Source organism: Paenibacillus sp. 7523-1, assembly GCF_002276415.1.
GTDB classification, from domain to species: domain Bacteria; phylum Bacillota; class Bacilli; order Paenibacillales; family Paenibacillaceae; genus Paenibacillus; species Paenibacillus illinoisensis_A.
Genome location: NZ_NPBR01000017.1, coordinates 91,021 through 113,370, shown reverse-complemented (window position 1 = coordinate 113,370; position 22,350 = coordinate 91,021). Strand labels below are relative to the sequence as shown.

Sequence of the window (22,350 nt, the reverse complement as noted above, 5' to 3'; positions counted from 1 at the left end):
GACAGCGCACCCTCGTACAATATTACGATAAAGCGTTGATGCGTAGTCTTGGTGGTGTATTTGAATCGGAATGAGGCTTTTAGCATGTGAAAGGGTGATCGGGATGGATATGTTTGTTCTGCAAATGTTCAATGGCCTTAGCATCAGCTCGATCCTGTTATTGATTGCGCTGGGGCTCGCAGTAACGTTTGGTCTTATGAATGTCATCAACATGGCTCACGGTGAGTTGATTATGATTGGTGCATATGCAACGTATGTGACTCAGAATCTGTTTATTTCCTATGCTCCGGCAGCGTGGTTTGAAGTTTATTTTATCGTGGCATTGCCGATCGCGTTTGGTGTAGCGGCACTTATCGGCTGGCTGCTTGAAGTGATTTTGATCCGGCATTTATACGGTAGGCCCTTGGACAGTTTACTGGCTACATGGGGAGTTGGAATGATGCTGCAGCAGCTGGCACGTACCATTTTCGGGGCACCGAATGTGGGGGTATCCAGTCCGTCCTGGCTTAACGGCGGTCTTGCGATCTCTGACGGTATCGTATTTCCGTATAAACGAATTTTTATCATCGCACTTGTCGCGGTTGTCCTGCTGTGTATGTATCTGTACATATACCGCACTTCTTCCGGACGACGGATGCGCGCTGTCATGCAGAACCGGAGCATGGCGGGCTGTCTCGGGATTTCGACCAGACGGGTAGATGGCATGACCTTTGCCATTGGTTCAGGAATCGCGGGTATCGCGGGTTGTGCTCTGACGCTCATTGGGCCGATCGGCCCTTCGCTGGGAACCTATTATATTGTAGATGCATTTATGGTTGTAGTTCTTGGCGGGGTTGGCAAACTGGTAGGAACGGTATGCGGAGCGCTCGGGATTGGCATGTTCAATACGTTGTTTGAAACCTACACATCGGCCTCCATCGGCAAAGTGCTGGTGTTCGTATGTATCGTTGCTTTTCTGCAATGGAAGCCGCGGGGGCTGGTTGCCATGCGAACCCGCAGTCTCGACTAACAGGAAGAAGGGGGTTATATGATGTCAGCACTTCTGAAGTCAGGCAGTTTAAAAACGAGAATCATCTGGGCGGTCGTACTGATTCTAATGTGTCTTGCCCCGCTAATCTCTACCGAGTTTCGGCTTAGTTTGCTCGCTAAATTCCTGGCACTGGCTATTCTGGCCATCGGACTGGATCTGATCTGGGGCTACGGCGGGGTTCTGAGTCTGGGGCATGGAGTGTTCTTCGGTCTTGGTGGTTACGCCATGGCCATGTATCTGAAACTGCAGGCGAGCGGTACATCCCTGCCTGATTTCATGGGGTGGAGCGGCTTGTCAGGCTTACCGTGGTTTTGGGAACCATTTCGTTCATTTCCAGTGGCGTTATTTCTGGGTATTGCTCTGCCGGCTTTGCTGGCATTTGTGCTGGGGTGGTTCACGTTTCGTAACCGGATTACCGGTGTGTATTTTACGATATTAACACAAGCCCTTGTGTTAATCACGGTTACCTTGTTTATCGGCAAACAGGAGTGGACCGGGGGGACTAATGGTATAACCGGCTATAACTCCATTTTTGGTTTCACGCTGCATTCTGCAGGAACAACAATTGTGCTCTACTATATTACACTTGCCATTTTGGTGCTCACGTACCTGCTCTGCAGAAGAATGGTAAATAGTCGGTTTGGTCAGGTGCTTGAAGCTTCGCGGGATGGAGAAAACCGGGTGCGTTTCCTGGGTTATGATCCGGCGGGTTATAAAACGCTGACGTTTGCCCTTTCTGGTGCGCTTGCAGGAATAGCGGGTATGCTGTTTGTTCTTCAGGTCGGGATTATATCGCCGTCCATGATGGGGATTGTTCCATCCATCGAAATGGTGTTATGGGTTGCCTTGGGTGGTCGCGGCACGCTCATTGGGGCTGTGATCGGTGCGGTGGTTTTGAATGCGGCCAAAACCGGGATAAGTGAGGCGTACCCTGAAGGCTGGTTGTTTGTTCTCGGCGGGCTGTTTGTAACGGTGGTGTTGTTCATGCCTCACGGGCTCGTTGGAGTCTATCGAAATGTCGTTCGATTACTGAAGCGGAGAGGAGAGGTTGTGCATGTCCCTGTCAGTAAAGAAAAACCTGAAGTCTACTGAACCTTCAACCGTATTGATGGCTGAGAGTATTACCGTAGCTTTTGGCGGATTTGTCGCAGTTAATGGCATGAACCTGAAGCTGCATGAGCATGATTTGCATTTTCTGATCGGCCCCAATGGTGCGGGGAAAACGACAATGCTGGATGTCATTTGCGGAAAAACCAAACCCGTCTCCGGCACGGTGCGGCTGGAAGATGGCACAGAGCTGACACGTCTGAAGGAGCATCAGATCGTCCGAAAGGGTGTAGGACGCAAATTTCAAGCTCCATCCATCTTCGGAGGCCTTACCGTACAGGAAAATTTGGCCTTGGCGGCGGAAAATCAGCGTTCACCTCTTCGGACTCTTGGTATTCCGCGGTTTGGGAAAATCAACACGGCAATGGAACAGGTCATAGCGCAAATTGGACTGCAAGACCGCGTGTATACACGGGCAGGGGCGCTATCTCACGGCGAGAAGCAGTGGCTGGAAATAGGTATGCTTCTGCTTCAGGAACCGCGTGTGTTGCTGCTGGACGAACCGGTTGCCGGGATGACGGACGAGGAAACGCATAAAACGGGCAGGTTGTTACAGGGGATAGCGCGTGAACGTTCGGTCGTGGTTGTAGAGCATGACATGGAGTTTGTCCGTGAGTACGCGGCGAAAGTGACCGTGATGCATGAAGGGAAGCTGTTGAAGGAAGGTACCATGGCTGAGGTGCAGGAAGATCCTAGGGTGGCCGAAGTCTACTTGGGAAAAAGGAGAGATGACCATGCTGTCGCTGCAACGAATTGAATCCGGCTACGGGGAAAGTAATGTGCTGCGTGGTGTTAATCTGGATGTCCTGCCTGGACAGGTGGTCTGCCTAATGGGCCGGAATGGTGTCGGCAAAACAACGCTGATGAAAACGTTGATGGGCCTGCTCAAAACGAGGAAGGGGGCCATCCATTGGAAAGGGCAGGATATATCCGCTTTGGAGCCTGCCAAACGTGCCAAGGCAGGCATTGGATATGTTCCTCAGGGGCGTGAGATTTTCCCTCAGCTCACGGTGAAGGAGAATCTGCTGCTCGGTCTGGAGACATCTGCGCCTGGGGTGAAGACGTTTCCTGAAGATGTGCTCGCGATGTTTCCGGTCCTTGCGACCATGTATGGACGACAGGGCGGTGATCTGAGTGGTGGCCAGCAGCAGCAGCTTGCCTTCGCGCGAGCGCTTGCCTCACGGCCTGGACTATTGTTGCTGGATGAACCAACGGAAGGCATACAGCCGTCAATTGTCGAGGATATTCGGCAGGTCATTCTGCAAATCAAGGCAAAGGGCGACATTTCGGTGCTGCTTGTCGAACAAAGTATTGACTTCGTACGTGGTGCTGCGGATTTTATCTATGTCATGGATAAGGGAGCAATTGCGCTGCAGGGATCGCCGGAGGAATTGGATATGTCTCAATTTGAACACCACCTGTCCGTGTAGGAGAGGTGGTTATTTTTTTGCTTTTTTTGTTATGCTCAGGAGCGTTTATCCAAAATGTTGGAGTACTTCGGGTATAGCCTGCGGATGCAGTCCGGACAGATGTCGTGTGTGAATTCTGCATGGGTATGTCTCTCCAAATAACCTTCGACTGAATTCCAGACGTCCTGCTCATCCTTAATCTGTTTGCAGACGGCGCAAATGGGAAGCAGGCCGCGTAGTGTCCGCACTTCGGATAGAGCGAGCTTCAATTGCTGTTCAATTCGCTTCTGTTCCGTGATGTCTGTATGCGAGATCAGAGCTAGTCCCATCGGAGAAGGAGGATCCGCCTGATTCAAGGGTGTAAGCTCCAGCCTGAACCATCGAAGGTCCAGGTTCGCAGACTGTACAGATATGTCATATGTATGGAAGTGAACAAAGGGATATTGAATCTTCTCTAACTTCTGAATAATCGATGAATTCTCCGTTTCCTCTTCCTGGGCTGCCCATATCTGCAGCAGCTGAAGATAATGAAACGTTTCGCAAGAAGATCGGTGGGCGTCGGTTTTTTTGTATTTTGAGAGATGCAATCGCCCGAGTCCGTTCTGCCATGCGGTATTGCAGCTGCGGATTCTCCAGTCGCGGTCGACGATGATGAGTTGATGACGTAGGGATTGAAAGGATAACCTTTCAAGGTCGGTTGTAAAGAAACTCATGAATAGGCCCTCCTTGGCAATCAGTTAAGGGATCGGGACGGTATGCTAATGGTGGTGTCATCGTAGTTCATCCGAAATTTGCAAAATCTCTGCCACCTGGTTTCGGAAACGGGTGGCTTTTCGTGTGCCATGGATGAGATTGGATAAACGATACGGCGGGATGTCGTGCTTCTCGCAGAACGTTTTCTGGTCCATCTGCAGCTCCGTTAAGCGGCGTTTGATGGCCCATCCGAACGGAGTCACGGGTTTCTTTTTGTTCAAAAGGGTTCACCCCTCATAGAAGTATTTCAACCCGCCTTCGGCTGTGTATAATAGAGGGAGATGCGAGCTGTTCATTACATTATATACGCATTTACGTCATGTAACAATTATAAATGATGAAAAGTAGTGTATTAATATTAAATAATGACGTAAAAACGTGATGTTCTATAGGCATACGAGAAAAAGCACGTCAGCAAGGAGGTTGCTGCGTGCTTTTTTCGTTTGGGGAAATATGAAGGAAGCTTGGAGGCGGTAAGATTAGGCGCGATAAGCATGCAGCCCTGCGCCAAGCATGTGGAAGCTGGGGAACAGCGATTTCATGGACATGGAGGTTGGCTGTGCCGGTCCATCCGCAGCGGAGGCGCTAACGGTATTCCATTCATGCTCCAGGTCTGCGGCCAGGCGAACCAGCAGTTCCTGGGTGGTTTCGTTATGCATGGGGAGGACTTTGGAAGCTTCGGTTATGCATGCATTCATGGCTGAGTGCAAGTAACCCATTACCGCTTCCTCGACGGGGATATCGAGGTAGTGGTTGATCCAGGCGTGAACAGTAGAGAGGCAGCCTATAGACTCGTATTTGGCAAGGGTATGTTCGAGCTGGTTGAATTCAATCCAGGGGTGGAGAGCCCGGGCCAGCTTGATCAGTCTTTTGCCCATGGCAGCGGCTTGCTCCCTTTGATCAGAAGGAGTCCGCTGAACGTGAACCAACTTGTCAATGAGTGCTGTTCGCCATGTGTCATTATGATCCGTTGCGCTGTAGATACCTTTAATCGCCATGCCCTCAAGTCGAACGATACTGGGATGCAGCTGGCAGCGCATGAAGGATTCCAGATCATCGGCATTTCGGATGCTGCCTTCAGCGATGTGTACATCCATACCAAATGAATGGGTAAAACCTCCGACATGAATGGAGGAATCAAGCAGTTTGACATAATCGAGCAGCTTATTCCCACGGTTCACGGTCTTTCGCCTCCTATGTTCGTAAAATGTTATATTATATAACATTATTATTGATTTCTGAATCCTTTTATGTTTAAAATCCGAATTATATGATATATATAATCACATAAACATCCGTATTTTGTCAACAATTTCTTGCTTTTGAGTTTTAAATATATTTTAATGTTATATTATATGACTCGTAATGATTAAATGCTAGAAAACTAATGATAGGTATATGATACACTTTCGTATGGGGAGCTAAAATTAAAAATGAGGATGTATAAATGAATTGAAATTTAATGTATGCAGCAGTTAAAAGATCATGACGAAAAAAACCGATATTTGGAGGGGAAACACAGGTGCAAAAGTAGTTTTTATAAAAGTGCTTTACTTTTATAATGTAAACCTGTATAATCAATTTTGTTGCCGATTATTTACGACATGCGGTCGTGGTGGAATGGCAGACACGCTATCTTGAGGGGGTAGTGGGCGTATGCCCGTGGAGGTTCGAGTCCTCTCGACCGCATCATATTGTACGACAAGAAGAGGTTTTCCGAATATGGAAAACCTCTTTTTTTGCGTTGGAAATACAATAAAAAAAGGCCATTCACAGAGAACCGGACTTTCTCTGGTTCCCTGTTGATTATGGCCTCTCCATATTGATTTATTTCAGCAGTTTCTCAATATCAGCCTCAATTTGGTCAGGAGTCGTTTTTGGAGCATAACGCTTCATGACACGTCCGTTCTGATCAACGAGGAATTTGGTGAAGTTCCACTTGATGGCTTTGGATCCGAGCAGTCCCGGTGCCTCTGTTGTCAGGTGTTGGAATAGTGGGTGAGCGCTTGAGCCATTAACATCAATTTTCTCAAACATAGGAAAGCTTACACCGTAATTCATCTGACAGAACTCAGCAATATCGTCGGAAGATCCTTTTTCCTGAGCGAATTGGTTACTTGGGAAGCCTAGTACTTCAAACTGCCGGTCTTTGAATTTGTTATAGAGTTCCTGTAAGCCTTCAAATTGCGGGGTCAGACCACATTTGCTCGCCGTATTTACAATTAGCAGCACCTTGTTGCGATAATCGGACATCTCGACTTCCTGGCCCCGAAGGGTATTGACTTTGTAGTCATAAACGGACATGATCAGTCGCCTCCATATCGTATAATGGGTTAATGATACCTATAGTTATATTATATTGCTTACAATTAGATAATGCAAAACTAATTAAATAAATTCCTATGTTTACTTACAGATATTTAAAATTACATACGTTTTTCATAAGGACGAGAATTAGCGAGATTCACAGAGATGGATGGAGAATGGATTGGTTGTAAGCGATATCATTGATGTGTAATGCCTTAAATTCGTCCATTCGCTGATCTGACCGGACTTTACACTAACATGTCGCGGGTGTATGATTCATATCGTAATTTCTATTTCAATTAAACTTAACATGAACAACGAAACAAACGATAATATCGCTCTGGTCAATACATGAAACAGGAACGATGTTTTAATCGCTGAGTTTCCATTCATTCATGGGTGGGAAACGGGGGAACCAATCGGAACGGCTGTCATTGCAGCTAATCCATGGGGTGAATTTTTCGGTGCAAGCCGGAAATAGGGCGACTCTCGCGCCCGAATCCGTCAGCTAACCTCGTAAGCGTTAAAGGGAGAGGCAACAAGCCGTACGCATATTCATGGCGTTTTCGTCATGGGTTATTCAAGAAGCGTTCGGGAGGCCTTGGTCCCCCACGCTTCTTTTTTGTTGTCTTTTCACGCCAAGGGAGGAACGAACGATGGATAATGAGATGATTCTAGTAACAGCACCGAATGAAGCAGGCCGCAAGTTTATCAAGCTGTTGATGTACAAAAAAATGCCGTTTGCCGTTCTGACTAACAGTGCAGGGGAAGAACGGAAGCTCCGCAGAATCGGAGTGGAGAACGTCATTCGCATGAATACAGCTGAAGCTCAGAAGTGGTTTCTACCGCAGTCGAGTGTAGGCAACGTTTTTATTTTCGAGAACAGTTTGAACCTGACCTGCCGCTATTTGCAGATCTGCCGTTCCTGGACCTCCAAATCACTATGTGTGATTACGGAACAGAGTCACCCCAAAGGCATTTACCGCGGGATGGGAGCTGACCGCATTGTGTATTCCCTTAATGGAGAAGTTGGCTTCTTGCTTAATGGTTAATGTGATAGCTGCCGATTGATCCGGTGTAAGGTGCCTGTTATAATTGAACTTGTGGAAAAACGGAATTCTGAGGAGACTCATGCATGATGGTGGGTCTTCTTTTTTATTTGAGCATTAATGTACATTGCTGATTTAGAGATTGCGTTCATGGCTAACAAGGAGGAATAGGCGTGCCGGATGTACGGGGGTTAAAATGGTTGTTCTTTGATGTAGGAGATACGCTGGTGGACGAATGGGAGCCGGTAGATGATATTATAGGGCAGTTTGTAAAAGAAGCCTGCTTGCTTGGATATCCGGTGAAAATAGAGGAAGTGCGAGAGATATTTGCCTCGTGTTACCGAAATTATGAGCAGTGGCCCATGAGGGTAGCCATTCGAACGCTAATCAGCGATGAACGTCATAGGGAGCAGATCCAGGAGAAGTTGAAGTTCCGGAAGGAATTGGAGAAACCCTTCGCTTCTGCTGACGCGGTGTTGAAGGAATTGTCACACCATTATCGAATTGGCATTATTGCCAATCAGAGTCTAGGGACAGCAGAGCGCCTGGAGAGCTACGGTCTGCGGAGGTACGTGGATGTACTGGCTTGCTCGGCAGAAGAAGGCGTATCCAAGCCGGATCCGGAACTCTATGCTGTGGCTTTGAAGCAGGCGGGATGTGAACCCCAGGAAGCAGTCATGATTGGGGATCGGATTGATAACGATATCATTCCTGCCAAGAAGCTGGGGATGCGAACGATTCGGATTTTGCAGGGCTATGGACGATTTCAGCCTGAGCTGGAGGGCCAAGAGCATGCAGACTGGACCATCGAAGCCTTGGAGCAGATTATTCCACTGCTTGTGCCTTCTGAAGGTTAGCGGATAAAATTAAAAAGAGATGACCTTCGCGTCATTAAATACTGGACAAGGCAAGTGTACGGCAAGCTAAAAGGCTGATCCCCTCAAGTATATTCTTGATGAGGGATCAGCCTTTTTTTATAAATCTATAGTAAGAGGGAAACGGTTTTAGCGCTATATAGATTAAAACAGCATGATGGTTTGGATAATCAGATAAACGTTCAGAACCACAATCACAGCAGCGATGATCCAAGAGACGACTTTGAGCCACAGTTTGTTGGCGAATGCGCCCATGCTTTTTTTGTCACTCGTAAACATCACAAGTGGAATAACGGCAAAAGGCAGCTGCAAGGATAGAATCACCTGGCTCAAAATCAGCAATTCTTCCGTTCCATGTTCGCCGGCGATAGCCGTCACAATAACGGCAGGGATGATCGCAATTAATCGGGTCACGAGCCGGCGGAGCCAAGCCGGAATCCGAATGTTCAGGAAACCTTCCATGACAATCTGTCCGGACAGTGTACCTGTAAGCGTAGAGTTCTGACCTGAGGCCAGCAGAGCGACACCAAACAGGATACTTGCAATGGTTGTGCCCAGCAGAGGTGTGAGCAAGTGATAAGCATCTGCAATCTCAGCGACCTGTGTCATGCCTGCGCTGTGAAATACAGCGGCTGACACAATGAGTATGGCAGCGTTGATAAACAGGGCCAGGGTCAAAGCGATCGTTGAATCCATAGTGGAGTAACGAATGGCTTCTCTTTTCCCCTGAGTTGTCTGTTCGATCTGCCGGGTCTGCACGATGGATGAATGCAGGTACAGATTGTGCGGCATAACCGTTGCTCCAATGATTCCGATGGCAATATACAGCATCGCTGGATTCTGTAGTATCTCGGCACTTGGTACAAAGCCGGTGAGTACCCCGCCCATATCCGGTTTGGCAAGAAACAGGTCAATCCCGAAGCAGAGGGCGATGGTTGCCATCAGCACGATGACCAGTGTTTCCAGGGCGCGGAAGCCTTTATTTTGCAGCAAAAGGATAATCAGAACATCCACAGCCGTAATAATGACGCCGTATAACATCGGGATGTTGAACAGGAGCTTCAGTGCGATGGCTGAACCGATGACCTCAGCCAAATCTGTAGCAGCAATGGCCAGTTCGCACAGAGCCCAGAGCATAATGACAACCGGCATACTGAACCGTTCGCGGCAAGCTTGGGCCAGATCGCGTCCGGTTACAATACCAAGCTTACCTGCAAGGGACTGTAATACGACGGCCATAAGGTTTGAGATTAAAATAACGGATAATAGCGTATAACCGAACTTGGAACCGCCGGCAATATCTGTTGCCCAGTTACCCGGGTCCATATAGCCGACAGCCACCAGATAACCGGGGCCGACAAAGGCGAGGAATTTTTTCCACCAGACGGCGTTTTTCGGAACTTTCATGGAGCTGTGTGCTTCCCCGAGGGAGGGAGCCATGCCTGCTGCGGCTAATTGCTCAGCCGAAGGAGAATTGAATGGATTTTTTTTACTCATACATGTTCACCTGACTTTTTAATAATAATCGTATTGATTTTCCTTATGATGAAGACCGGGGTCATTCACTTTTATATGTCTGAAAATATATGTCGTTACTTACATTGTACTCATTCAATAATTTTTGTCTAGTGCAACTTTTATGTAGATGGACAAAATGAGAAGCGGATGAGGTTACAGATCCTTAGTATATTACCCAACTTCAGAAAATTTAACTTATATCATAAATCGCGTTATGCAGATGGCGGGATGGATGCATGAAAATGACAAAGATGCAGAAGCTGATGAAGTAACCCAAAACCGTTTCAAATTAAGCCAGAAGTTTAAATTGAATTGTAGGCAGCAAAAATATTGGAGAAAAAGGAGAGATTCTAATGGAAGCTTTATATACAGCAACTGCGACAGTCAAAGGTGGACGTACAGGTTCGGTAACTTCATCGGATGGAGTCCTTAAACATGATCTGAAAATGCCAAAAGAACTGGGTGGATCCGGCGGTGAAGGTACGAACCCTGAGCAGCTCTTTGCAGCAGGCTACGGTGCATGTTACGAAAGTGCTCTTGCCAACGTGGCGCGTAAAGCAGGCGTTAAACTGGAAGATGTGACGGTAACAAGTAATGTATCCATTGGAAAAGACCCTGCGGATGACGGATTCCAGTTGTCGGTCCGACTGGATGTAAGCATGCCGGGTGTGGATCACAGTCAGGCAGAGGATCTGGCTCGCAAGGCTCATGATTTTTGCCCGTATTCCAAAGCGACTCGTGGCAACATTGATGTCGTACTGAACGTGGTATAAACCGATACTCGCTGGAGTAAAGGGAGAGATATATTAAGCAGGCTATCATGGATACCTGTTGTTCGGTACAAGCCCTGCTGGCAAACGGCAGGGCTTTGTATTTTAAAATCAGAAGACATGCAGGAGATTGCAGGTCAGATCGCGTACTCTTTTACATAATTATACTCTTGCTTCATGCCAGGCATCTGAAAAAGGGGGAATGCAAATGAGTATTGAAGAGATGATTGAGCGAAGGTTTGTATGTACGAAATGTCGGGGAACGGATTGCAACATCAAGGAAGTCTCAATGTCCGGGGCTGGTCTTAGCAAAATGTTCGATATTCAGCATAACCACTATTTGTTCGTAGCCTGTTCCTCATGCGGTTATGTGGAAGTATTCGACCCCGATGTACTGAAAGGCAAAAAGCAGGGTCAGGTAGGCACAATATTGGATATTTTGTTCGGCGGATAGTGTGGCATAACTTGGTGGGTATGGAATCCATTCAAAATAAGCTGGGAGGTTCGTGCTCCCTGAGTTGACATCGAACTAAAATTTCTTTAATATGACTTAGTACTGAGAAAAGTCATGCAGGAAACAAATTTGAATTGACAGGTGATATCCATGTCTTATAGACCACGTATTGCAAAATTGCAAGTAGCCAGCAAAAACGAAAATGACGGATTGTATGAATTTACGATGAAGCTGGTAGATGGCACACAGTGCCGCGTATTCTACTCCAAATCTCCGGAATGGAAGATGACAGCTATCAGCCGTCTGCAGAAAACGCCTTGTCCAGTATGCCGCAAAGATTTCATTTGCAAATGCATGGACCAATGGGCAGGAGACCTGCACCAACAAATGATTGAAGATGAGTGGATGGAAAAGGCAATTGCTGAGTAATTGCCCCAACAGATACGAGCGTAGGCTTTAGAGCCTGCGCTCTTTTTCTATTCAATTCCTTTTGAGTAGTATAAATTTAGTGGACAGCGAACGTGAAGGTGAAAAGTGGGTAAGTTAATCTAACAGCATAAATGAGGAGGCTTCAATTATGACATCAATTCGAGCGGATGAGCATGAGGGACACCCGATTGTACTCGTGGACGGGGTTTGCCACTTTTGCCAAGGATTAACCAAATGGATTATCAAACGTGATCCGGAAGGGAAATATCATTTTGCATCGCTCCAATCCGATGTAGCCAAGGACTTGCTGAAGAAAGGAAATCTGTCTACAGACAGCATGGATACATTTGTACTTATCGAAAATGGCCATTACTATACACGTTCGACAGCAGCACTGCGGCTGGCCAAAGGTCTAAAATTTCCGTATCCATTATTATATGTCTTTATTATTGTGCCCAAATTCATTCGTAATGCCGTATATAACTGGGTGGCTCGTAATCGTTACCGGTGGTTTGGCAAGGACGAAGCGTGTATGCTGCCGACACCTGAGATCAAGAATCGATTTTTGTAAATCGTACTAGAGAACGCATGTACCACAAACATGATTAATAAAGGAAACATTTGGGTAATGAATACGGATCACATCTATTTTGGGAGGACAAACAGTTGAAGAAATGGACGACATTCATTATCGGGGCATTATTGGCAGTAAGCCTGACAGCATGCGGTGACGATGCGGATAACAGCACTGCAACGCCGCCGGCTGGCAACGAAGCGACAAACGAGGGCAATACACCTGCAGAGCAGGAACAACAGATCCCTACACTGGAAGAATTGATTACCAAAACGAATGAAGCAGCCAAGGAATTGAAAAGCTTCTCGAGTGATGCAACCATTGATCAGAATTTGAAGCTGGAGGCTGGCGAACAGTCACAGGATCAGCAGGTAAAAACAACAATGAAGATGGACATCATCAAGGATCCGATGATGATCTATCAAGAGATGAACATGGAAATGTCCGGGCAGGAAGCACAAAACGTGAAGCAGTACATTACTTCTGATGCCATCTATTCGCAGGTGGGAGATCAATGGGTTAAAATTCCTGACGATCAAACGAAGCAGCTGATTGAGCAAATGCAATCAAGCCTGAACCCTGAAGAAGAATTGGACCAATTCAATAAAATTGCGGAAGATACCAAGATCACCGAAGAGGGCGACAATTATGTCATTACCGCAGACGTATCGGGTGATAACGTGAAGGAATTGGCTCAATCCGTCATGGAGCAGAATGGAACTGACGCCCAGACACAAGCGATGCTTGAACAGATGAATATTACAAGTATGCAAATGAAATATATGGTGAACAAGGAGACGTATCTTCCTGTTGGTACCGACGTGAATATGGTGATGGAGATGGAGCAGGAAGGCCAGAAAATCACCATGGACATGAAGATGACAAGCACCTTCTCCAACCATAACCAGGTAGAAGAGATTGAGATTCCACAAGAAGCATTGGATAGCGCGAAATAGAGAGAGATTCGAGCTTGATAAAAGGGTAAGCATCCCTTTTAAATCCATGTAACGTGGCTTATTTTTGAAAACACCTTTGACTCAAGTAGGCGTGCCAGAGAGGATGCCCGCTTGGATCGAGGGTGTTTTTTCTCTTTTCAACAACTGGTCAGGAAGCACGAAGGTATAGTATAGTCGTGTAAGCGATTAACTTATATTGATATCATATTACTTGGAAGGAGAATTATGCGATGATTGAATATGCTCATATACATCATGTTAGCCTGGCTGTGCGTGATCTGGATGTTGCCAAACAATTTTATACCGGACTGCTAGGCATGCAGGAGATTGAACGTCCGCCTTTCCGCTCTACAGGCACATGGTACGCAATTGGCAGTCAGCAGCTGCATCTGCTCCAGCATCCGCAAGGACATACGCTGCGTGAGGCGGGAATTGATACGACGGATGGGCACTTTGCCATCTGGGTGAAAAGCCACAACGAAACGATAGCCTGGCTGGAACAGCAGGGAATTGAGTATGAAGCCAGACCGGATAGTGTTGCAGGGTTCGCACAGATCTTCGTTCTTGACCCGGATCGTAACATTATTGAATTTGATGCACCTTATCATTCTTGAGAGTGGAAATCAGATTGTTAATTGTATAAATCTCTTGCTCGTCCAGAAATTGTATGCTATATTATCCATACATTCATAGCACGTGACGGAAGCACCGTCCATAATCTTGCATAATACATGCGGATCATGGTCGGTGTTTTTTTTGTGCTTTTCTACAGGGAGGGAGGAGAAATTGATCGTGCTGAAGGCGGTACTTGCTTCAAAAGACAAGGAGTATGTAAGTGCCTGGCTTGATTTTGTTCAGGGGAGTTCATTTGGTGCAGCAATGCGATTTACCGCTTTTTCACAGTGGGAATCCTTTCAGGAGTATATGCATGAACATGAAGGACAGGAACTGCCGGATCTGGTTATTGCCGAACCTGAGTTTCTGAATCCCTGGCTGGAACGTATGGGTGAGAGTCCGGGTGTGCCTTGGCTGCTTCTCAGTGAAGGTCATGAGGAGGTGGAGGAAGACAAGCGCTTAATGAAATATCAACCTCTGCCTGCATTGTTGGATACCGTTCTGAATGCAAGTCGGCAGCCTCGTCGCAAAAAGGTACACCGCCCAGGACAGCAAACCCTTTCCATTGGAGTGGTGTCAGCTTCGGGAGGAAGTGGCAAGACAGCAGTGGCACTGCATATGGCAAAGCAGCTCGGACTGGCAGGCTACGCCGTGCTCTATCTTAATCTGGAGACGCTGGATAGCGTGCTGCCGTTCCTTGAGAAGGGATTATCCCGAAGTGTACAGCGTGTTCCCGATGCCGAAACGGGGCTGTCGCGACTGCTGTATGATCTCAAGGTCGGGAGGAAGGAATCGGGCAAGCACGGGCAGGTGACTACACAGGCTCCCTCCAAGGGCATAGATGGTTACGTGCTTCGTCATGATGGATTGAAGGCAGACGTGTTCTGGCCATTATCCAACCGGAAGGAACTGCTGCAGATGTCGTGTGATGATACGATGGGGCTCGTTCATTATTTGTCTGCTTCTGGGCAATATGACGTGTTGATTCTGGATGGAGACTCCGGCTGGGACGAACGCAGTCGAGGCATGTTGAAAGCGGCAGACGCCTTGATATGGCTGGTTGAAGATGACCTGTCTGCCATGCACCGGTGGGGCCAATGGCTGGCGCATGCAGAGCGGACTGAGCCTGACTTGTTTGAACGTGTACTGGATCGTGCCCGCTTTGTGGTAAACAAATACCGAGACAGCGTAGTCAATGCCGTTCCACGACCTGAGCTGCAGCTGGATGCCGTGCTGCCTTATATCCCTTCCTGGAAGCAGCTTCACCAGGAGGAAGTGCTGCTAAGCTCTCCCATATTTCAGCGTGAGGTAAAAAGGCTGTGTGCCATGCTTGTACAGGACGGAGAGGAAGATCTGAAGCAGACGGGTCGCATCCATAAGGGAGATGGGTGGGCATGATGAGTGAACCATCCCATAGAGTTTTGGACCGTGAAGAACAATTCCAGAACATGCGCCGCGAAGTCAGGGCAGGCCTTGACTTAACGTCTTCAGCGGGGGACAAGGAACTGTGGCAGGGGATTGAGCGCAAGGTGTTATCTGATCCGGAACTGGATGACCTGACATCTGGAGAACGACATGCGCTGGTGCAGAGGCTGTTTGATTCGTTTCGCGGGTTGGACATTCTTCAACCCCTGGTGGATCATCCGGACATTACGGAGATTATGATTAATAGTCACCGGGAGATCTTTGTCGAGCAGGAAGGGGAAGTTAGCCAAATTCAGCTCGAATTCGAATCGAGAGAACGGCTGGAGGATATTATCCAGATGATCGTCTCCGGGGTGAACCGGATCGTGAATGAGTCCTCCCCCATTGTGGATGCGCGGCTCAAGGACGGTTCGCGGGTCAATATTGTGCTGCCGCCGATTGCGCTTAAAGGTCCTACCATGACGATTCGCAAGTTCCCAAGTGAACCGATGACCATGTCGGACCTGATTGGAAAAGGTGCCTTGCATGAGGAAGCGGCAGAGCTGCTGCAGCAGTTGGTGCGCAGCAAATTCAATATCTTCATCGGGGGCGGAACCGGGTCAGGGAAAACAACCTTTCTGAATGCATTATCACAGTTTATTCCTCCGGATGAACGGATTATTACGATTGAAGATTCCGCCGAGCTGCAAATTGTCACGGTGCCGAATCTGGTGTCACTGGAGACGCGGAACGCCAATACCGAGGGCAAGGGTGAAATCTCCATCCGGGATCTGATCAAGTCTTCACTACGGATGAGACCCAACCGGATTGTAATCGGAGAGGTGCGTGGGGCAGAGGCGCTTGATATGCTGCAGGCCATGAATACCGGTCATGACGGATCATTGTCTACAGGGCATGCCAATAACATCTCGGACATGATCAGCAGATTGGAGACAATGGTACTCAGCGGGGCAGAGCTTCCTATTTCGGTTGTGCGGCAGCAGATCAGCTCGGCAATTGATATCTTCGTTCATCTATCACGGCTGAGAGATCGTTCAAGACGAGTGACGGAAATCAGTGAAGTCATTGGCATGAAGAACGGGGAAGTACTGCTGAACCCGCTCTTTCGTTTCCAGGAGCGGGATGAAAGGGAAGGCAGGATCATTGGAGGGTTGGTACAAGTCGGAAAGTTGAAGCAGATTGAGAAAATCCAAATGGCCGGGCTTGGAGAGTGGCTGAGTGAATACATAGGTCGGTACCATAAGGAATTAGAAGATTCGGATAACAAGGTAAATTGAAGCGATTAGAAGGTGATTAGGTTGGGTGAGTCCAGGCAGGTGTTAACAGATTATACCGTATACACGCTATCCAGTAGACAACGAACCGTCTGCATGTTGATTAGTGGACTGCTATTTTTTGGTGTCGGTATTTTGTTCTATCACCACTGGCTGGCAGGGGTGATACTGGCTGCGGGATGCATATGGGTGCCAAAACACTGGACAAAGGTACTGCTGGAACGAAGAAGAATGACACTGAGTTTACATTTTAAACAAGCGTTATATGCGTTATCCTCCGCACTGGCTGCGGGGAAATCCGTGGAAAATGGATTTAAGGAATCGGTAGAAGATCTGCGGATGCTCAATCCTGAAGCGGATACCGATCTCATTCGGGAGTTCACTATTTTGCGGACAAGAATGGAATACGGTCAACCGATTGAGGAGGCGCTGCAGGACTTTTCTGACCGTGCTGGCATCGAGGATATAACGAATTTTGCAGACGTATTCATCACGTGCAAGCGGACGGGTGGAGACCTGGTCGAAGTGGTTCGCCGAACCTCTGCTGTGATTGGTGAGAAACTGGACATCCAGCAGGATATCATGGTCGCTGTGGCACAGAAAAGGTTTGAGTCCAAGGCGATGTTTGCCGCGCCTTTTATTTTTCTTGTTTTTTTGAATTTGACGGCCAAGGATTTCATGGAACCACTGTATAGCGGTATGGGATATCTGATCTCCAGCGTGGCTTTGGTATTGCTCGCCTGCTGTTATCTGTGGATTACACGCATTATGGATATCAAAGTATAAGGAGCTGATTCGATGCTGCTTCCCGTCATATTCGGAGGGGTGCTCGGAGCAGGGTGGCTGGTGCTGGATCGAACGCGAGGACAAACCTACCGCCATCTGCGCAAACTTCATATGGAAGGCTTGCGTCTGCAAAAACTGCATGGACCCTTTCTGTTTTTGCTGGACAGATATGAGGTAGGCCGAAGATTGCCTGTGCTGATGTACCGCATGCAGCATGCCATCCAGAAAATGCACGGCATACAGCATAGCGGAGAGAAAACGATGCTCTATAGTGCTGAAATGCTGACGTATGCCTGGCTGATGCTGCTTGTGGGCTGTCTGTTATCACTCGTTGGCGATATCGGAAATGGAGGTCTGTTAGGCGGGCTTGCCCTCGCGGTTGCACTGCCTTTTGCACTCTATAAAGATCTTCATACCAAGGTACAGCGAAGAGACCAGGATATTCTTATGGAGCTGCCCGAGTTATTAAATCGGATTGTGCTGCTTGTTGGGGCAGGGGAAACCGTACAAAGAGCTATCGTTCACTGTGTTGCAAGTCAGGGAGAGCGAGAACATCCGCTCTACAACGAGCTGCGGAAGACGGTCGGTGATTGGAATAACGGGTATTCTTTTCAACAGTCGTTTGAACAGTTCAGCCGCCGCTGTGGTGTGCAGGAAGTTACGATTTTTACGACGACAGTCCTGCTGAATTTCCGCCGTGGGGGAGGTGACTTTGTACTCGCGCTGCGGGATCTGTCCCATGTGTTGTGGGAGAAACGCAAGGCGGTCAGTCGGGCAAAGGGAGAACAGGCATCTTCCAAACTGGTGTTTCCGATGGTTCTGATCTTTTTTACGATTGTGGTTATGATCGGAGCACCTGCTTTTATGATGATGAATATGTAGGAGGAATGGAAATGCAGGAAATATTGAAAAGCAAAGCAAGTACATTTTGGAACGAAGAGGACGGTCTGGGTACGCTGGAGCTGATTCTGATTATTGGTGTCATCATTATTATCGCATTGATTTTTAAAGACCAAATTAAAACCTTGGTAACTCGTTTACTGGGTCAAGTTAGCAAGAAGAGTGATGAATTTTTTGAGTAAACGATTCAAAAGGGAAGAGGGAAGCTTCACGATCGAGGCTTCCCTGGTCTTCCCGGTGGTGCTGTTTATTCTCGTGTTAATTTTGTTTTTCACGATGTATATGTATCAAAAAACCTTTTTAAACCAGCATGCCTATGCAGCATCGGAACGAGCCGCCTACAGTTGGGATAACAGTCACAAGCAGGCCATGACAGGTGAAGTAGCGGCAGGCGAACATGATAATCTTTACTGGAGATTGACGGATGACCGATTGCTCGGAGCACTGTTTGGCTGGGCTGGTGCGGATAATCAGATTAGTGTTCCCGTGCCTGCTAGTGAAGGCGGGAGTCTGACTGAACAGAAGTTATCCCAAGCCGTTCAGAACATGCCGGGTGGGATGCGTGGAACAATCGAGTATCAGAACTCCTTGATACAGCGAAAAGTTACGACCAGGCTGGAGCAGGTTATTTCTTTGCCTCTTCCTTCTTTTTTGTTTGATTCGGGTAACCGTGTTCTGACGCAAGGTTCATCAGCGGTTGTCGAGCCGGCGGAATTTATCCGAACGGTGGATCTGGTCCGTTATTATGCTGCCAAATTCAAAGGGAAAGGCGGCGAGGCAACCGGTACAGCAGCTGAAGCAGGACAGGTCCTGCAGCATTTTGGAAAATCCAAAAAGTAGAGAGAGGAGGAGAGCAGCGCTGTTCAGAAAAAAAGACGGTGAATCAGGTGCTGTGACCCTGTTCTTGATCTTAATCCTGGCGGGAATCTATATGTTTGTCGCCGTATTTATTGATTATGCCCGGATAGCCGCCTTCAAAGTTCAGTCAGAACGCATGGCTCATGCAGCGTTAAGATCGGTGATGTCTGCATACGACACGTCACTCCGGGAATATGGGTTGTTTGGTTACGGAGACAGCAGTGGTGAAGCCATTATGGCTAAGGTACTGAATGATAGTGTGAAGCCATCGGCTGTGAAGGACGGTTTCCCCATTCTGGATATACAGTGGGATACAAGCACCCTGAGCATGGAACGGGAATTGGGCAGGTATGATATTTTCAATCGCCAGATTCAGGAGGACATGAAATATCGGGCTCCGGTTGATTTTACGTTAGAGGTGGTCAATCGCTTCAAGCCAATGTCGGAGGAAATGAAAGAAGCCGCGCATACCGTAGACTTGCTCAAGAAATTACAGAAGCTATATGACAAGCGTGAGGATTTGCTGGATGAGGCGATAGCCAATCAGACCGATTCAGCCAATACATTGAAAGATCTCCCTGTTCTGATCATGAGCCCTCCCTCACCTGCCATTTACGATGAAATGATGGAAGAAACGCCGGAGACTGCTGCCGAGATCGCAGCACGTTATACGGATTATCTAAGCAAGAAACAAGCAGACGAAGGACTACCATTTAACCAGCAGCAGTATATTCTGGAGCTGGCTCGTTACCGGACAGGTGTTGGTAATGTGGCTACCGGCATAAGTATGGTTCTGCAGCTGGCACAACAGGCGCATCAGACGAAACTTGAGGCAGCCCAGACTCTAATTGATGAAGCACGTAATCTTAACGAGGAAATGAAGCGGGTTATCGCTGAAGGGGAGAGCCGTTCGCAGAATGCGAGTTATGAAAAAGTCGGGAATTCAAACCTTCCTGGGCAGAGTCCACCATCTACCGGATCAGGCAGCGAAGCCAAAGATACACGTTCACTTGCCTCTGAGTTGGTGAGAGCCGATGCATTGTTTGATAAGTTAAAAGAACATATCCGCTCCCAAACCTCAGACTTTAATCAGGTTAGAAAAGACAGCCTTGACCTGAATACACAGCTTCGCAATGTGACGGGTCAGAGCGGTGTGCCTGTTAAGCCTGCTGTAAGACAGGCAAGTCAGGTCACAGAACGATACATGGACTCTTATGTACGAAGTGGTGCCTCCAATGTCATTCTTCAGAGCAAACAGCTGCTTGAGGAAGGTCGGGGATCTGATGCACAGCGCAAGGCCAACGACAAGGAGTCCAAGGCAAAATTAAAGGACATAAAGCGCATATTGTCACAGATTGAAAATGGACATTCCGGATCAACGGAAGCATTCAAGCAGTTGGAGCGATATTATAATGCCAACATTGCATTTAACCAGGCAAGCCGGGAGGAGGCCAAAATGGCGGAAATTGCAGGCGATCCTTACGATTCAGGCGGTGACGCCATGAATGGAATGGACAGTTTATTTGGCGGGATGTCTGGCCTGCTGGATAGTCTAGGGGATGAATTATTCCAGAATGAATACGCACTCGCTTATTTCAATTCGATGGATTTTGGACAGCTGCTCGATTGGACTGAAGGGAGCGGGGATACGAGTGAGGTCTTCAAATTGGAGAATCAGGAGCTGGAATATATCATTTACGGGTTTCACAATCCTTCAGGCAACATTGCGGCTGCATATGCAGAAATATTTGGTATGCGTTTGGCGATTCGAACCGCAGAAGGATTAATTGAGAACAGTAAACTCGGTAATCCCCTTCTGGTGTTATCGGCTGCAATTTTATACGGGATTACCCACGCCATAGCGGATATGGTGAAGCTCTCCAAAGAGGGCAATGTGGAGTTGTCCAAATATATCAAAGTTAAGCTTACATACAGGGACCATCTAAGACTATTCCTTTTAATGCACAGTAACAATGAACGTAAAATGTCCAGAATGCTGGCATTGATTCGGCTGAATACAGGCGTTAATCCCGATGAAAAACAAACGTATGCATCAGGGAACATACGCAGCAGTGTGAAGTTATGGTTTTTGCCAGGGGTGATCAAAAGTATAGGTGCAGTTATGGGGAATGCAGACCAGGTTGAAGATGGGCGATTATTCATAGACCGGAGGACGGATTATTCCTATTGAATCAAGCAGTACCTTTTCAGGTGGAGGGATTATGGAGAAGCAGGAGCTAGATCAAAAAGAATATGCGCGATGGCTGCTTCGAATAACACGGTTGCGCAAACTGGAACAATTGAAATCTCTGCCGATGCAGACAAGCTCTTCGAAAAAGGAACAGGGAAGCATCGTATTGGAAGCTTCGCTCGTTCTGCCTGTGTTTCTGTTCTTTGTCATGTTCCTTGTCTACATCGTACAAATGACACTGATCTCGACAGCTCTGCAAAGCACAGCGGGTGAAGCCGTAAAGCAGCTCTCCACCAAGATTTATCCGGTTTCTCTTGTCTTCACTCCAACGGATTCCGCTGGTGGTGGAGAGAAGGGAAGAGGCTGGAGCATACCAGAGTTGTCACTAACGGAATGGGCTGAAGAGTATGCTTCGTCTCTGCCGGATCCATTAAGTAATTGGGTGCGTGCGGCTGCAGCCAGTGGGGAGCAGCCTTTGCAGGAGATTAAGACTTCGGTTATCGAGACTGTACTTGATCCAGCTGTAAAACCCTTGCTTCAACCTTTTATAGATCCTGTATTGCTGGATATGGATCGTGTACATGTTAACGGGATATCTGTGCCGGATCTCAAGAACAAAACGAATCCGTATTTCAGGCTGGAGCTCAGTTATGAACTGCCGATTAAAGTGCCTTTCCTCGGCAAACCATTACGGATTCAGGCTGCTGCCGCTGAGCGCGTATGGATCGGAGATACGGGAGAAGGTTCTAATAGTAATGAGGGCGATGGAGACGCTGCAGGTTCAATAACCGTGTTATCCAAGCCAGAGCCTGCCTACATAGGGAATAATGCAACAATCAAGGTTCAGGTGGAACCAGGGGCCACTGCAAACCTAACCATATTTTATAAGTCGGGAGAAAGTACAGCGAAACATATTGGCTGGGCTACAGCGGATGAGAATGGCGTGATTGAGTGGAACTGGTTTGTAGGTACTCGTACGACGGAAGGGACCTGGACATTTGTAGTGGAAACTGCGGATGGCAGCAAGACAACAACGGAGTTTAATGTAGCATCAAGAAAATAGTGATATG

The 22,350-nt window shown here is 47.6% G+C and carries 25 protein-coding genes, 1 tRNA gene and 1 riboswitch; of the genes, 21 read left to right on the top strand and 5 right to left on the bottom strand.

Features of this window, described 5'->3' with window-relative positions:
* Positions 1–103: 103 nt before the first annotated feature.
* From urtB to urtE, 4 genes are read left to right on the top strand one after another with little or no spacing between them, the layout of a single operon-like run.
* Entirely contained in the window at positions 104–1,009 is a 906-nt protein-coding gene (gene urtB, locus CHH60_RS19070) for an urea ABC transporter permease subunit UrtB (protein ID WP_095289165.1), read from the top strand.
* A 21-nt stretch (positions 1,010–1,030) separates the two neighbouring features.
* On the top strand, positions 1,031–2,122 hold the full coding sequence (urtC, locus tag CHH60_RS19065) for an urea ABC transporter permease subunit UrtC (RefSeq protein ID WP_375335117.1): 1,092 nt from the start codon (positions 1,031–1,033) through the stop codon (positions 2,120–2,122).
* Positions 2,085–2,894, top strand: a complete 810-nt coding sequence (urtD, locus tag CHH60_RS19060; RefSeq protein ID WP_095360628.1) for an urea ABC transporter ATP-binding protein UrtD — start codon at positions 2,085–2,087, stop codon at positions 2,892–2,894. The genes urtC and urtD overlap by 38 nt, the downstream gene beginning before the upstream one ends.
* Entirely contained in the window at positions 2,872–3,567 is a 696-nt protein-coding gene (urtE, locus tag CHH60_RS19055) for an urea ABC transporter ATP-binding subunit UrtE (RefSeq protein WP_095289171.1), read from the top strand. The genes urtD and urtE overlap by 23 nt, the downstream gene beginning before the upstream one ends.
* A 35-nt stretch (positions 3,568–3,602) precedes the next feature.
* On the opposite strand, the gene CHH60_RS19050 is transcribed toward urtE, so the two are convergent.
* From CHH60_RS19050 to CHH60_RS19040, 3 genes are all read right to left on the bottom strand, one after another.
* Positions 3,603–4,259 (bottom strand): hypothetical protein, encoded by a 657-nt coding sequence (locus CHH60_RS19050; RefSeq protein ID WP_095360627.1) that lies wholly within the window; start codon positions 4,257–4,259, stop codon positions 3,603–3,605.
* Between the two features lie 57 nt (positions 4,260–4,316).
* Complete coding sequence (locus CHH60_RS19045) at positions 4,317–4,520, bottom strand: Rha family transcriptional regulator (protein WP_095360626.1); 204 nt, start codon at positions 4,518–4,520, stop codon at positions 4,317–4,319.
* A gap of 258 nt (positions 4,521–4,778) precedes the next feature.
* Positions 4,779–5,480, bottom strand: a complete 702-nt coding sequence (locus tag CHH60_RS19040; RefSeq protein ID WP_176476124.1) for an urease accessory protein UreF — start codon at positions 5,478–5,480, stop codon at positions 4,779–4,781.
* A 425-nt stretch (positions 5,481–5,905) separates the two neighbouring features.
* Here CHH60_RS19040 and CHH60_RS19035 point away from each other — a divergent pair.
* Positions 5,906–5,988 (top strand) — tRNA-Leu (locus CHH60_RS19035).
* Positions 5,989–6,126: 138 nt separating this feature from the next.
* Here CHH60_RS19035 and CHH60_RS19030 read toward each other — a convergent pair.
* Positions 6,127–6,603 (bottom strand): glutathione peroxidase, encoded by a 477-nt coding sequence (locus tag CHH60_RS19030; RefSeq protein ID WP_095360624.1) that lies wholly within the window; start codon positions 6,601–6,603, stop codon positions 6,127–6,129.
* A 368-nt stretch (positions 6,604–6,971) separates the two neighbouring features.
* Positions 6,972–7,144, top strand: a riboswitch (cyclic di-AMP (ydaO/yuaA leader).
* Positions 7,145–7,262: 118 nt separating this feature from the next.
* Between CHH60_RS19030 and CHH60_RS19025 the strand changes: the two genes are divergently transcribed.
* Both CHH60_RS19025 and CHH60_RS19020 read left to right on the top strand, forming a co-directional pair.
* Positions 7,263–7,658: a hypothetical protein gene (locus CHH60_RS19025; RefSeq protein ID WP_095289178.1), complete on the top strand. Its 396-nt coding sequence runs from the start codon at positions 7,263–7,265 to the stop codon at positions 7,656–7,658.
* Between the two features lie 170 nt (positions 7,659–7,828).
* Entirely contained in the window at positions 7,829–8,512 is a 684-nt protein-coding gene (locus CHH60_RS19020) for an HAD family hydrolase (RefSeq protein ID WP_176476123.1), read from the top strand.
* 162 nt (positions 8,513–8,674) lie between these two features.
* On the opposite strand, the gene CHH60_RS19015 is transcribed toward CHH60_RS19020, so the two are convergent.
* Positions 8,675–9,970 (bottom strand): Nramp family divalent metal transporter, encoded by a 1,296-nt coding sequence (locus tag CHH60_RS19015; protein ID WP_095360849.1) that lies wholly within the window; start codon positions 9,968–9,970, stop codon positions 8,675–8,677.
* Between the two features lie 431 nt (positions 9,971–10,401).
* On the opposite strand from CHH60_RS19015, the gene CHH60_RS19010 reads away from it, so the two are divergent.
* From CHH60_RS19010 to CHH60_RS18945, 14 genes are all read left to right on the top strand, one after another.
* Positions 10,402–10,821, top strand: coding sequence for an organic hydroperoxide resistance protein (locus CHH60_RS19010; RefSeq protein ID WP_095289181.1), 420 nt, complete (start codon positions 10,402–10,404; stop codon positions 10,819–10,821).
* A gap of 205 nt (positions 10,822–11,026) precedes the next feature.
* On the top strand, positions 11,027–11,272 hold the full coding sequence (locus CHH60_RS19005) for a zinc ribbon domain-containing protein (RefSeq protein ID WP_024629326.1): 246 nt from the start codon (positions 11,027–11,029) through the stop codon (positions 11,270–11,272).
* A gap of 150 nt (positions 11,273–11,422) precedes the next feature.
* Positions 11,423–11,701, top strand: a complete 279-nt coding sequence (locus CHH60_RS19000) for a hypothetical protein (protein ID WP_095289182.1) — start codon at positions 11,423–11,425, stop codon at positions 11,699–11,701.
* 148 nt (positions 11,702–11,849) lie between these two features.
* The gene (locus tag CHH60_RS18995; RefSeq protein ID WP_095360622.1) at positions 11,850–12,272 is read left to right on the top strand and encodes a thiol-disulfide oxidoreductase DCC family protein; all 423 of its coding nucleotides are present in this window, start codon (positions 11,850–11,852) and stop codon (positions 12,270–12,272) included.
* 95 nt (positions 12,273–12,367) lie between these two features.
* On the top strand, positions 12,368–13,231 hold the full coding sequence (locus CHH60_RS18990; protein ID WP_095360621.1) for a DUF6612 family protein: 864 nt from the start codon (positions 12,368–12,370) through the stop codon (positions 13,229–13,231).
* A 230-nt stretch (positions 13,232–13,461) separates the two neighbouring features.
* Positions 13,462–13,845, top strand: coding sequence for a VOC family protein (locus CHH60_RS18985; RefSeq protein WP_095360620.1), 384 nt, complete (start codon positions 13,462–13,464; stop codon positions 13,843–13,845).
* Between the two features lie 178 nt (positions 13,846–14,023).
* Positions 14,024–15,244 (top strand): nucleotide-binding protein, encoded by a 1,221-nt coding sequence (locus CHH60_RS18980; RefSeq protein WP_141236969.1) that lies wholly within the window; start codon positions 14,024–14,026, stop codon positions 15,242–15,244.
* Positions 15,244–16,548, top strand: coding sequence for a CpaF family protein (locus CHH60_RS18975; protein WP_095360848.1), 1,305 nt, complete (start codon positions 15,244–15,246; stop codon positions 16,546–16,548). Before CHH60_RS18980 ends, CHH60_RS18975 begins: the two co-directional genes overlap by 1 nt.
* Positions 16,549–16,569: 21 nt before the next feature.
* Positions 16,570–17,331, top strand: coding sequence for a type II secretion system F family protein (locus CHH60_RS18970; RefSeq protein ID WP_095360618.1), 762 nt, complete (start codon positions 16,570–16,572; stop codon positions 17,329–17,331).
* 12 nt (positions 17,332–17,343) lie between these two features.
* Entirely contained in the window at positions 17,344–18,213 is an 870-nt protein-coding gene (locus CHH60_RS18965; RefSeq protein WP_095360617.1) for a type II secretion system F family protein, read from the top strand.
* Positions 18,214–18,224: 11 nt separating this feature from the next.
* Positions 18,225–18,413 (top strand): Flp1 family type IVb pilin, encoded by a 189-nt coding sequence (locus tag CHH60_RS18960; protein ID WP_095289191.1) that lies wholly within the window; start codon positions 18,225–18,227, stop codon positions 18,411–18,413.
* The gene (locus CHH60_RS18955; protein ID WP_095360616.1) at positions 18,397–19,071 is read left to right on the top strand and encodes a TadE/TadG family type IV pilus assembly protein; all 675 of its coding nucleotides are present in this window, start codon (positions 18,397–18,399) and stop codon (positions 19,069–19,071) included. The genes CHH60_RS18960 and CHH60_RS18955 overlap by 17 nt, the downstream gene beginning before the upstream one ends.
* Entirely contained in the window at positions 19,052–21,280 is a 2,229-nt protein-coding gene (locus CHH60_RS18950) for a hypothetical protein (RefSeq protein ID WP_176476122.1), read from the top strand. The genes CHH60_RS18955 and CHH60_RS18950 overlap by 20 nt, the downstream gene beginning before the upstream one ends.
* 31 nt (positions 21,281–21,311) lie before the next feature.
* The gene (locus tag CHH60_RS18945) at positions 21,312–22,343 is read left to right on the top strand and encodes a TadE/TadG family type IV pilus assembly protein (protein ID WP_095360614.1); all 1,032 of its coding nucleotides are present in this window, start codon (positions 21,312–21,314) and stop codon (positions 22,341–22,343) included.
* The last annotated feature ends 7 nt before the right edge of the window (positions 22,344–22,350 follow it).